Here is a 12,103-nt window from a genome sequence, read left to right as displayed (position 1 = left end):
CGCCTCAAGGTTCGCTGTGCGCTACGGAGCCGCAATCCGACCGTTACGGAGCAGGTTCACGAAGATCCGGTGGTCCTGGCGGGTCCGCTCGGCGTAGTCGTGCGCGAAGTCCACCAGGAGCGGGGCGAAGGACTCCTCGTCGGCCGCGATCGCCGCGTCGATCGCCCGCTCCGTGCTGAACGGCACCGGCTCCGCGTGCGCCCGCTCGTCGTCCGCGACCGCGTGCAGGGCTGCGGCGGCCCGGCCGAGGTCGCCGACCAGCGCCTCGATCCGCTCGACGTCGTCGACGGCCGACCAGTCCAGGCCCACCGCGTAGGGGGAGAGCTCGGACACCACCTGGCCCGCGCCGTCCAGCTCGGTCCAGCCGAGCCACGGGTCGGCGTGCGCCTGCAGGGCGCGCCGCGCCGCCACCGTGCGGTGGCCCTCGTGCTGGAAGTGCGCGCCGATCGCCGTCCGGTCCGTGAGGTGCCGCGCGACGGCCGGGGCCGCGGCCTGGCGCAGCCGGATCACCACGTCGTTCTCGAAGGCGTCGCTGTGCCCCTCCAACAGGATGTCGTACGCGACCCGGCCGGCGGAGCCGCCGCTGCCGCGCCGCCCCACCACGTCCTTGACGCGGTACGAGTCCGGGCGGGTCAGACTGGAGTCGGGGAGCGTCTCCAGATAGCCGTCGAACGCGGCCAGCACCTTGTACCGCGTCGCGGCGTCCAGCTCGACGGCGTCCGCACGGGGCGCGAAGCGGCGCTCGTGCTCCCGTATCCCGGTCATCGAGTCGAGCAGGGCGACCCGGCTGCGGGTGCGCGCCGCCCGCAGCACGTCGAGCACCGGCCCTTCGGCGGTGTCCAGCGAGAACGGCGGCGCCTCGTCGGTCTTGGCGCCGGTGGCCAGGGCGTGCACACGCTCGCGGTAGGCGGTGGCGAAGCCGCGTATCAGCCCGGTGATCCGCTCGTCGCCGAGGGCCTTCTCATATCCGATGAGCGCCACCGAGGCCGCGAGGCGCCGCAGGTCCCAGGTGAACGGGCCCACGAAGGCCTCGTCGAAACCGCGGGCGTGGAAGACCAGTCGCCCCTGGTCGTCCAGATGGCTGCCGAAGCTCGCCGCGTGCAGGTCGCCGTGGATCCACACGCGCGCCGTGCGGTCGTCCAGATAGGGGCCGTCCGGCCGCTCGCGCGCCAGGTCGTCGTAGAACAGGCAGGCGGCGGCGCGGTAGAACGCGAAGGGGGAGGCCGCGGCCTTCCGGAACCTGGCCAGGGCCGCTTCCGGGTCGGCCGTCAGGAGGTCGCCGAAGGCGGCGGAGCACACGGCGAGGATCTGCTCACCGCGCTGCTCGGCGGTGGGCTGCGGGACCGGCATCGCTGGGCGCCTCCTGGTGCGGTACGTCACGGACAGGTGTTCCGCCCGTACCAACGGATGGGACGCGTGCCGAGTGCCCGCGGAGTGTCAGTGCGCGCCCGTAGACTTCGTAGCTGACCCCACCCGTCCGCCGTGCCCCACCCGTTCGCCCGCGCCGCCCTGCCGCCACGCTTCCCCGGAGGTCCTGAGCCGTGACCAAGCCGCCCTTCACGCACCTGCACGTCCACACCCAGTACTCGCTGCTGGACGGTGCCGCGCGGCTCAAGGACATGTTCAAGGCCTGCAATGAGATGGGCATGACGCATATCGCCATGTCCGACCACGGCAACCTGCACGGGGCGTACGACTTCTTCCACTCGGCGCAGGACGCGGGCGTCACGCCGATCATCGGCATCGAGGCGTATGTGGCCCCGGAGTCGCGGCGCACCAAGCGCAAGATCCAGTGGGGCCAGCCGCACCAGAAGCGGGACGACGTCTCGGGTTCGGGCGGTTACACGCACAAGACGATCTGGGCGCACAACAAGACCGGCCTGCACAACCTCTTCCGGCTCTCGTCGGACGCGTACGCCGAAGGCTGGCTGCAGAAGTGGCCGCGGATGGACAAGGAGTCCATCTCCCAGTGGTCCGAGGGCCTGATCGCGTCCACCGGCTGCCCCTCGGGCGAGCTGCAGACCCGGCTGCGCCTCGGCCAGTACGAGGAGGCGCGCAAGGCCGCGGGCGAGTACCAGGACATCTTCGGCAAGGACAAGTACTTCCTGGAGCTGATGGACCACGGCATCGAGATCGAGCGGCGGGTCCGCGAGGACCTGCTGAAGATCGGCAAGGAGCTGGGCATCCCGCCGCTGGTCACCAACGACTCGCACTACACCTACGCGCACGAGTCCACCGCCCATGACGCGCTGCTGTGCATCCAGACCGGCAAGAACCTCTCCGACCCGGACCGCTTCCGCTTCGACGGCACCGGGTACTACCTGAAGTCGACGGACGAGATGTACGCCATCGACTCGTCGGACGCCTGGCAGGAGGGCTGCCGCAACACCCTGCTGGTCGCCGAGCAGATCGACACCTCCGGGATGTTCGAGAAGCGCGACCTGATGCCGAAGTTCGAGATCCCCGAGGGCTACACCGAGGTCACCTGGTTCCAGGAGGAGGTCCGGACCGGCATGAACCGCCGGTTTCCGGGCGGCGTCCCCGAAGACCGCCAGAAGCAGGCGGAGTACGAGATGGACGTCATCATCCAGATGGGCTTCCCCGGATACTTCCTGGTGGTCGCCGACTTCATCATGTGGGCGAAGCGCAACGGCATCGCGGTGGGCCCCGGCCGCGGCTCGGCGGCCGGTTCGATCGTGGCGTACGCGATGGGCATCACCGACCTGGACCCGATCGAGCACGGCCTGATCTTCGAGCGGTTCCTCAACCCCGAGCGCGTCTCGATGCCCGACGTCGACATCGACTTCGACGAGCGCAGGCGCGTCGAGGTGATCCGGTATGTGACCGAGAAGTACGGCGCCGACAAGGTCGCCATGATCGGCACCTACGGCAAGATCAAGGCCAAGAACGCGATCAAGGACTCCGCGCGCGTGCTCGGCTACCCGTACGCGATGGGCGACCGGCTCACCAAGGCGATGCCCGCCGACGTCCTCGGCAAGGGCATCGACCTCGACGGCATCACCAACCCCGAGCACCCCCGCTACAGCGAGGCGGGCGAGATCCGGGGGATGTACGAGAACGAACCGGACGTGAAGAAGGTCATCGACACCGCCAAGGGCGTCGAGGGCCTGGTCCGGCAGATGGGCGTGCACGCGGCGGGCGTGATCATGTCCAGCGAGACCATCACCGACCACGCCCCGGTGTGGGTGCGGCACACCGACGGCGTCACCATCACCCAGTGGGACTACCCGCAGTGCGAGTCGCTCGGCCTGCTGAAGATGGACTTCCTGGGCCTGCGCAACCTCACGATCATGGACGACGCCGTCAAGATGGTGAAGGCCAACAAGGGCGTCGAGTTGGAGATGCTCTCCATCCCGCTCGACGACCCCAAGACCTACGAGATGCTCTGCCGCGGTGACACGCTCGGCGTCTTCCAGTTCGACGGCGGTCCGATGCGCTCGCTGCTGCGCCTGATGAAGCCCGACAACTTCGAGGACATCTCCGCCGTCTCGGCCCTCTACCGCCCCGGCCCGATGGGCATGGACTCGCACACCAACTACGCGCTGCGCAAGAACGGCGCGCAGGAGATCACCCCGATCCACAAGGAGCTGGAGGAGCCCCTCAAGGAGGTGCTCGGCCTCACCTACGGCCTGATCGTCTACCAGGAGCAGGTGCAGAAGGCCGCCCAGATCGTCGCGGGCTACTCGCTCGGCGAGGCCGACGTGCTGCGCCGGGTGATGGGCAAGAAGAAGCCCGAGGAGCTGGCGAAGAACTTCGGCATCTTCCAGGCGGGCGCCCGGAAGAAGGGCTTCTCGGACGAGGCGATCCAGGCCCTGTGGGACGTTCTGGTGCCGTTCGCCGGATACGCCTTCAACAAGGCGCACTCCTCCGCGTACGGACTGGTCACCTACTGGACCGCCTATCTGAAGGCGAACTACCCGGCCGAGTACATGGCCGCGCTGCTCACCTCGGTCAAGGACGACAAGGACAAGTCGGCGGTCTACCTGAACGAATGCCGCCGTATGGGCATCAAGGTACTTCCGCCCAATGTCAATGAATCCGAACAGAATTTCGCCGCACAGGGCGACGATGTGATTCTCTTCGGTCTCTCCGCGGTCCGTAACGTCGGCACCAACGTCGTCGAATCGATCATCCGCAGCCGCAAGGCCAAGGGGAAGTACGCCTCCTTCCCCGACTATCTCGACAAGGTCGAGGCCACCGCCTGCAACAAGCGCACCACCGAGTCGCTGATCAAGGCGGGCGCCTTCGACACCATGGGCCACACCCGCAAGGGCCTCACCGCCCAGTACGAGCCCATGATCGACAACGTGGTGCAGGTCAAGCGCAAGGAGGCCGAGGGGCAGTTCGACCTCTTCGGCGGCATGGGCGACGAGGGCGGCGCCGACGAGCCCGGCTTCGGGCTCGACGTGCAGTTCTCCGACGACGAGTGGGAGAAGGGCTATCTGCTCGCCCAGGAGCGCGAGATGCTCGGCCTGTACGTCTCCGACCACCCGCTGTTCGGCCTGGAGCACGTGCTGTCCGACAAGGCCGACGCCGGGATCGGGCAGCTCACCGGCGGCGACTACGCCGACGGCTCGGTGGTCACCATCGGCGGCATCATCTCCGGACTCCAGCGCAAGATGACCAAGCAGGGCAACGCCTGGGCCATCGCCACGGTCGAGGACCTGGCGGGCTCGATCGAGTGCATGTTCTTCCCGGCCACCTACCAGCTGGTGTCGACCCAGCTCGTCGAGGACGCCGTCGTCTTCGTCAAGGGCCGCCTCGACAAGCGTGAGGACGTCCCCCGCCTGGTCGCCATGGAACTCCAGGTACCCGACCTGTCGAACGCGGGCGCCAACGCCCCGGTGATCATCACCATCCCGACGGTGAAGGTCACCCCGCCGATGGTCGGCCGCCTCGGCGAGATCCTCGGCCACCACAAGGGCAACTCCGAGGTGCGGATCAAGCTCCAGGGCGCCCGCAAGACCACGGTGCTGCGGCTCGACCGGCACCGGGTGCAGCCGGACCCGGCGCTCTTCGGCGACCTCAAGGTGCTGCTCGGGCCGTCCTGCCTGGCGGGCTGACCCGGAGCGGAGGCCCCTCGACGTGGGTGCGTGCCTCAGTTGTGGCCGAACTTCTTCGTCTTCTTGCTGTGCTCTCCGAAGTCACCGGAGCGGGACCGATCCGAGGACGGCGCCTCGGGCGCGGCGGACTTGACCGCCTGCTCGGCCTCGCGCTGGTTCTGCTGAGCGGCGCGCTCGGCCCGCTCGGCGCCGCGATGCTGATCGCCACCCTGCTTGCGATGCTTGTGCTTGGCCATGGTGACTGCCTCCTGCGGGGGGAACTGGGGCCAGACCTGCATCAGACTCACACAGGTTGACAAAGCGCGCATTTCAGGGAATTACCGTGCGTCATAAGACTTGGCGGAGAGCAATTCCCCGATACGCCACGCCGAAGATCCAGTTCCGGCCGTTAACCCTCGCGGCTTCGGGCAGACTCGAAGGTAAACCCGAAGCAGACCCGCTCCCGACGCGTGAATCCGCGGAGCCCAAGCGAAAGAGGGTGGAACGCATGGACCGCTGCGTCGTCCTGGTGGACGCCGGCTATCTGCTGGGCGCCGCCGCGAGTCTCCTCGCCGGAGAACCCTCACGGTCACGGATCACCGTCGACCACGCGGCGCTCATCCAGGGGCTGCGAGAGCGCGCCGAATCCGACACCGCGCAGCCCCTGCTGCGGATCTACTGGTTCGACGGCGCCCCGGACCGGGTCCCCCAGCCCGAGCACCGCCGCCTGCGCGTGATGCCGCGGGTCACCGTACGGCTCGGCGCGCTCACCCGCAGCGACGGACGCTGGGCGCAGAAGGGCGTGGACGCCGCCATGCACGCCGAGCTCACCGAACTGGCCCGCAACCGCGCCTGCTCCGACGTGGTCCTGGTGACCGGCGACGGCGACCTGCTGCCCGGCCTGATGTCCGCCAAGGAACACGGCGTCGCCGTCCACCTGTGGGCCGTCCAGGCCGCCGACGGCGACTACAACCAGTCCGAGGACCTGGTCGCCGAGGCCGACGAGCGCCGGGTCCTGGACCGGGCCTGGATCACCCGCGCGGTACGGGCCAAGGAGCTCACCGGGGTCTGCGCGCCACAGCCCGCGCGCCCGGAGATCGCCGCGATCCTCTCCGCGCCGCTGCCCGAGTCCGCCGTCGCGTCCGCCCCCGCCGAGCACCCGGCCGACCAGCCCGCCGCCGCGTCGAACGGCGCCGCGCCCGCCCGCACCGGGCACGACGGCGCGGACCGCCCCGCCGCCAAGGGCGTGCCCACCCCCAAGGACCTCGCCGCGCTGCGCGCCCCCGCCTCGCAGCCCGCCCCGCCGCACCCCGCCAGCGCCACCCTGCGCTGGTCGTCCGAGAAGGGCTGGGTGGAACGCCCGGCCCCCGCACCGGACCCGGCCGACGTCGCCGCGCTGCCCACCCTGGCCCAGCTGACCACGGCCGAGCAGCGCTGGGCCGACCGCGAGGAGGACATCACCACCGTCGGCGGCGACCCGTACGAGGTCGGGCAGGTCTTCGCCCGCCGCTGGACGGCCCGGCTGCCCGACCCGGCCGGGCTGCAGAAGCTGTCCACGATGTATCCGCGCATCCCGCACCGCGTCGACGGCGAGCTGCTCCGGTACGCCGCGCGCTTCGGTCTGCTCGCCCACAAGGACGACCAGATCGACGAGCACGACCGGTACGCGATCCGGGCCGGGTTCTGGCGGGAGATCGATGTGCGCACGGCGGCGGAGCCCGCGCCGGCCAGCGAGTGAGCCGGGTACGGGCCCTGGCACGACGCCTCGCCCATCGCGGCGCTCATTGCGGCACCCCCGAAGAACTTTCACCCTCTGGAACCCCGTAGGCTCGTCCCTCGTGGATACGCGCACGGAACCCCCGGCACACGGTGACGACGCCGTGTGCGTGGTGCGTGACCTGGTCAAGACCTACCCCTCGACGCGGGGCAGGCGCGGGGCGCCCGCGACACCCGAGGTGCGGGCCACCGACGGGGTGAGCATCGACGTACGGCGCGGGGAGATCTTCGGCCTGCTCGGACCCAACGGCGCGGGAAAGTCCACCCTGGTACGCCAGCTGACCGGCCTGATGCGCCCGGACGCGGGACGGGTCGAGATCCTCGGACACGACCTCGTGCGCCACCCCGAGCGCGCCGCCCGCATCCTCGCCTACCTCGGCCAGGAGTCCACCGCGCTCGACGAACTCACCGTGGCGCTCGCCGCGGAGACCACCGGACGGCTGCGCGGCCTCGACGCGCGGCGGGCCAGGACCGAGCGGGACGAGGTGCTGGCCGAACTGGGACTCGACGACCTCGCCGGACGCCCCCTGAAGAAGCTGTCCGGCGGCCAGCGGCGGCTCGCCTGCTTCGCCGCCGCGCTGGTGGGGGAGCGGCCCCTGCTGGTACTCGACGAGCCGACCACCGGCATGGACCCCGTCGCACGGCGCGCCGTGTGGGCCGCCGTGGACCGGCGCCGCGCCCAGCACGGCACGACCGTGCTGCTGGTCACCCACAACGTCATCGAGGCCGAGACGGTGCTCGACCGCGTCGCCGTACTGGAGCGGGGCAAGGTCATCGCCTGCGACACCCCCACCGGCCTCAAGAACGAGGTCGCCGGTGAGGTGCGGCTCGAACTCGTCTGGCGGGAGCGCGCCCCCCTGGACGTCCCCGAGGTCGCCGCGCTGCGCGCCTTCGCCGAAGAGACCGGACGGCACTGGGCCCTGCGCCTGGCCCCGGACGAGGCCCGCGCCGCGGTGGCCGCCGTCACCGGCGGCGAGGCCTTCGCGGCGCTGGACGACTTCACGCTGGCCACGCCGAGCCTGGAGGACGTCTACCTCGCACTCGGCGGCCGTACGAAGGGCCTGGTGAAGGCGTGACCAGCGGCGTGCGCGGAGCAGGTCCCGAGCGGACAGGAGCAGCGTGAGGTGAGTCTCGTACGTCAGCAACCCGCTGCCGACACCGGGCGGGCGTCCCGCGACCGGGCGCCCGAGGCCGGTGCCGCGGCCCCGCTCGCGCCGCGTGCGCGCCTGCTGCCCGCGCTCGCGGCCGTCTACCGGGCGCAGCTCTCGCGGGCCCGCGTGGCCCGGATCCCGCTGCTGTTCGTCGCGACCTTCCAGTCCGTCGGGATCATGGTCCTGATGCGGGGCGTCGTGGACGGCGGGGCCGAGGCGCGGGCCGTCGTCGCCGGGTCGTCGGTCCTCGTCGTGGCGTTCGTGGCGCTCAACCTGCTAGCCCAGTACTTCGGCCAGCTGCGCGCGGGCGGCGGTCTCGATCACTACGCGACGCTGCCGGTGCCGCCCGCGTCGGTGGTGCTCGGCACGGCCGCCGCGTACGCCTCCTTCACCGTGCCCGGCACCGCCGTGACGGCGGTCGTCGGCAGCGCGCTGTTCGGGCTGCCCCTCACCCACCTGTGGGTGCTGGTCGCGGTGATCCCGCTGTCCGGGGCCGCGCTCGCCGGGCTCGGCGCGGCGCTCGGGCTGCTCGCGCCGCGGCAGGAGCTGGCGACGCTGCTCGGCCAGCTGGGCATGTCGGCCGCGCTGCTGCTCGGGGTGCTGCCCGCGGACCGGCTGCCGCTGGTCGTGCAGTACGCGCGCGACCTGCTGCCCTCCACCTACGGCGTCGAGGCCTTCGCCCGCACGTTCGACGCGCACCCCGACTGGGCGGCCGTCGCGCTCGACCTCACGGTCTGCGCGGCAGTCGGCGTCGCCTCGCTCGCGGCGGCCACCTGGGCGTACCGGCGCGCGGCCGTACGCTGACCCGCGCGCCCTGGCCTCGGGGCGCGGGCCGGGGCCTGGCACGATGGCAGGGTGACCGCACCTCTGACGCCGCCCCACCAGCCGTCCCCGGATCAGCAGCAGGACCCCTGGGGGCCCCCGCCGCCCGGCGAGGCCCCGCCGTCTTCGACGTACGAGGACGCGGGGCCCGGACTGAAGGCCGAACTGCGCGAGGCCGTGCTGATCGCGGTCGCGGTGGCCGTCGCGGGCGGGCTGCTGCTCGGGCTGCTGTGGGCGTGGCTCGCGCCTCGGGTCCCGCTGATCTCGAACGGCGAGGCCGTCTTCCTGCGGGAGAACGAGGGCGAGCAGGCGATCGGAGCCGACGGGACGTTTCTGCTGCTGGCGCTCGCCTTCGGTCTCGTCAGCGCGGTGGCGGTCTTCCTGCTGCGCAAGCGCGGCGGGATTCCGCTGGTGATCGGCCTGACCGTGGGCGGGCTGCTCGGCTCGGTGCTGGCCTGGCGGTTCGGCATCTGGCTCGGGCCTGGCGGGGACGTGGTGGCGCGCGCCAAGGCGGCGGGCGCGGGTGAGCCGTTCGACGCGCCGCTGAAGCTGGCCGCCAAGGGCACGCTGCTGACCTGGCCGATCGTGTCCATGGCCGTCCTGCTGGCCCTCACGGCGCTCTTCGCCCCCCGCGCCCCGGAGCCGCACGCGGCCCCCGCACCCCCGCCGCCCCATCCCCCCGAACAGCAGCCGTCGCCACCGACGCCCTAGGCCCTGCCGCCCTAGCGGCCGCGAAAGGCGGCCCCAGGGCCCGTCCGGAAGTCGCGGGCCGGGCCATGCCTGAGGCGTGGTGAGAGGGCACCGCGTGGCGAGGCCGGCCTGATCCGCCAGGCGGGCTCTAAGCCGGGCGGCGGCCGTGGTTGGCCCGGCCTTTTCTGATCCGCCACTTCCGCTTGCGCGTCTTCTTCGACATGCTCATGTACTTAGTCGCGCCGGGGAGCTTCGTCGAGGTGTCAAACACGCCCGATCGGGGCCAGTACCGCGTCCGTCAGCTCGGCCAGGTCCCCCGGCGCCAGCTCGGCCTCCAGGCCGCGGCGGCCCGCCGAGACGCAGATCGTGGCGTGCGCGGCGGCCGACGCGTCCAGCACCGTGCGCAGCTTCCTGCGCTGGCCGAGCGGGGAGATCCCGCCGCGCACATACCCCGTGCTGCGCTCCGCCGCGGCCGGGTCAGCCATCACCGCGCGCTTGCCGCCGACCGCCGCGGCCAGCGCCTTGAGGTCGAGCGAACCCGCGACCGGCACCACGGCCACCGTCAGCGCCCCGTCCACCTCGGCCAGCAGCGTCTTGAACACCCGTTCGGGCGGCACGCCCATCGCCTCGGCCGCCTCCTCGCCGTAGGAGGCGTGCGCCGGGTCGTGCGCGTACTGGTGCAGCGTGTGCGGGGTGCCCGCGGCGCTGAGCGCGACCGTGGCGGGGGTGCCGCCGGACTGCGCCCCCTTGGGCTGCTTCTTCTGCTTCTTCGCCACCTCGAGCGAGCCTTCCGTCAGTTGAGGCTGGTCGGGCCCCGCGTCAGCTCGACCGCGGGCAACGACGGCAGGTTACGGATCACCGCGGTCTCCGCGCGAAGGAGTTTCAGCTCGTCCCGCAGCCGGGACGCGGTGTCGGGCGCCTGGAGCAGCCGCTGCCGGGTCGGCGTGTCGAGCACCGCGGCCGCGGCGACCAGATACGACACCACGGACGGCTCGTCCGGCAGCTCCGAGCCCGTCGACAGCGACCGCTCCCGCGCCCCGGCCAGCCGCTTCTGGTACGTCCGGAAGGCACGCAGCACCCCGTCGGCGAGCGCGCCCGCGTCGTCGCCCGGCTCCTCCTCCAGCTCCTCCAGCTCGGCCGTCAGATACGGGCCGGAAGCGTCGACGGAGAGCAGCCGGACACGGGTGGTGCCGGTGGCGAGCACCTCGAAGCCGCCGTTCGAGCGCTCTCGTACGGTCGCCGCGTCCGCGATACAGCCCACCTGGTGGAAGGCCTTGATCGGGTCGTCGCCGAACCCGACGGCGGGCCCGCGCTCGACGGTCGCCGTCGGGTCCGGCATGCCGGGCGCCACGTGCGCGACCTCCAGGCCGTCGCGGATCGCGACGACGGCGAAGCGGCGCGGTTCGTCGGAGTCGTCGGGCACCGCCTTCACGAGGTCGCGCATCATGGCGCGATAACGCTCCTCGAAGACGTTCAGCGGCAGCACGAGGCCGGGGAACAGCACGGTGTTCAGCGGGAAGAGCGGGAGTCGGACGGTGGTCACGATCCCGAAGCCTAATGGCCGCTCAGGGTGGACCGGGGCGGTGGTGCCCGATCCGGGGACGCAGCGGGGTCATGGCGGCCACCTGCAGGCGTACGCCGTCGCGCAGTTCGAGGAACTCGCCGAGCGGGTCGCCGGAGATCCGGTCCCAGGGGAAGGATGTCGCGTAGGGGCCGATCAGCCGCAGCTGCTCCAGCGCGTCGGCCGCGCGGCCCAGGCGCACCAGGACGTACGCCAGCAGGTTGCGCACCTCGGCGGGGTACGGGTCGGCCCGCTCGTACGCGCCCGAGAGGGCGATCGCGCGGTCCGCGGCCGCGTCCAGACGCTCGACCGGTACGGCGCTCCCGCCACGGCCGGGGTGCTGCAGGCAGGCGAAGGCGGCGCGCACCGGGAGCGCCCGCACCAGGGAGCCGGGCAGCGTGTCGGCGGCGGCCTGTTCGGCGAAGTCGAAGCAGGTGCGGTGCGAGCCGTACCAGGTGGCGGAGAGGTACTGCAGGGCCGCCGTGTGGCAGCCGTAGTGGTGCGGGGAGCGCCGGACCGCCTCGGACCACAGCTCGTCGAACGCGGAGTGCGCGGCGCCCACGCCCCGCGCGTGGTCCAGGGCGATGCGCCAGGGCACCGGGTCGCCCGGCACGGCCTCGGCGGCCACGGCGATCAGCGGGGCGACCTCGCGCAGGCGCGTGGCGCGGGCCGGGGACTCCCAGCTGTGACGCAGCGCGAGCTCCGCCCTGAGCAGGGCGACGTCCGGGTCCCGAGGGGCCGCGGCCCGCCAGCGCGCGAACCACTCGGGGCGGCCGCGGGCGAACGTGGCCAGGCGCAGGAGATAGCGGTCGCGGTTCTCCCACTCGGCGGCTTCGCGGCTCGCGGCGAGCAGCTCGGCGGCCGGGCCGTGGTCGCCCTGGCTCGCGGCGGCGAGTGCCGGGCCGAGGCGGACGTCCGGCGCGTCGAGCAGCACCTCACCGTCGGCGGGCAGCTCGTCGGCGAGCTGCGGAGCGTGCTTGATCATCCGGGCCGTACGAGCGAGCGCGTGCAGCAGGACCATGGCCGGGGGCCCCTTCCGT

At 72.2% G+C, this 12,103-nt stretch carries 10 protein-coding genes; 5 read left to right on the top strand and 5 right to left on the bottom strand.

Annotated features, from left to right (window positions below):
• Positions 1-21 precede the first annotated feature (21 nt).
• Entirely contained in the window at positions 22-1,350 is a 1,329-nt protein-coding gene (locus tag ACX6XY_RS18135) for a DUF2252 family protein (RefSeq protein WP_460331750.1), read from the bottom strand.
• 191 nt (positions 1,351-1,541) lie between these two features.
• Here ACX6XY_RS18135 and dnaE point away from each other — a divergent pair, with 191 nt between their 5' ends.
• The gene (gene dnaE, locus ACX6XY_RS18130; protein WP_460331748.1) at positions 1,542-5,084 is read left to right on the top strand and encodes a DNA polymerase III subunit alpha; all 3,543 of its coding nucleotides are present in this window, start codon (positions 1,542-1,544) and stop codon (positions 5,082-5,084) included.
• A gap of 35 nt (positions 5,085-5,119) precedes the next feature.
• Here the strand turns inward: dnaE and ACX6XY_RS18125 are convergent, their stop codons facing one another.
• The gene (locus tag ACX6XY_RS18125) at positions 5,120-5,320 is read right to left on the bottom strand and encodes a hypothetical protein (protein ID WP_460331746.1); all 201 of its coding nucleotides are present in this window, start codon (positions 5,318-5,320) and stop codon (positions 5,120-5,122) included.
• Between the two features lie 251 nt (positions 5,321-5,571).
• On the opposite strand from ACX6XY_RS18125, the gene ACX6XY_RS18120 reads away from it, so the two are divergent.
• The 4 genes from ACX6XY_RS18120 to ACX6XY_RS18105 all read left to right on the top strand — a co-directional run bounded on the left by ACX6XY_RS18120 (position 5,572) and on the right by ACX6XY_RS18105 (position 9,523).
• Complete coding sequence (locus ACX6XY_RS18120) at positions 5,572-6,801, top strand: NYN domain-containing protein (protein ID WP_460331744.1); 1,230 nt, start codon at positions 5,572-5,574, stop codon at positions 6,799-6,801.
• A 148-nt stretch (positions 6,802-6,949) separates the two neighbouring features.
• Entirely contained in the window at positions 6,950-7,915 is a 966-nt protein-coding gene (locus ACX6XY_RS18115; protein WP_460331804.1) for an ABC transporter ATP-binding protein, read from the top strand.
• A gap of 150 nt (positions 7,916-8,065) precedes the next feature.
• Positions 8,066-8,794: an ABC transporter permease gene (locus ACX6XY_RS18110; protein ID WP_460331802.1), complete on the top strand. Its 729-nt coding sequence runs from the start codon at positions 8,066-8,068 to the stop codon at positions 8,792-8,794.
• A 51-nt stretch (positions 8,795-8,845) separates the two neighbouring features.
• Positions 8,846-9,523: a hypothetical protein gene (locus ACX6XY_RS18105; RefSeq protein ID WP_460331742.1), complete on the top strand. Its 678-nt coding sequence runs from the start codon at positions 8,846-8,848 to the stop codon at positions 9,521-9,523.
• Positions 9,524-9,765: 242 nt separating this feature from the next.
• Here the strand turns inward: ACX6XY_RS18105 and ybaK are convergent, their stop codons facing one another.
• Genes ybaK through ACX6XY_RS18090 form a run of 3 tightly spaced genes read right to left on the bottom strand, consistent with a single transcriptional unit; the run spans position 9,766 to position 12,084 of the window.
• Entirely contained in the window at positions 9,766-10,278 is a 513-nt protein-coding gene (gene ybaK, locus ACX6XY_RS18100; protein WP_460331741.1) for a Cys-tRNA(Pro) deacylase, read from the bottom strand.
• Between the two features lie 17 nt (positions 10,279-10,295).
• Entirely contained in the window at positions 10,296-11,045 is a 750-nt protein-coding gene (locus ACX6XY_RS18095; protein WP_460331740.1) for an LON peptidase substrate-binding domain-containing protein, read from the bottom strand.
• A 22-nt stretch (positions 11,046-11,067) separates the two neighbouring features.
• Complete coding sequence (locus ACX6XY_RS18090; protein WP_460331738.1) at positions 11,068-12,084, bottom strand: hypothetical protein; 1,017 nt, start codon at positions 12,082-12,084, stop codon at positions 11,068-11,070.
• Positions 12,085-12,103: the final 19 nt, after the last annotated feature.

Source organism: Streptomyces sp. O3 (genome assembly GCF_054788135.1).
This window is presented reverse-complemented; position numbering and strand designations above follow the sequence as displayed.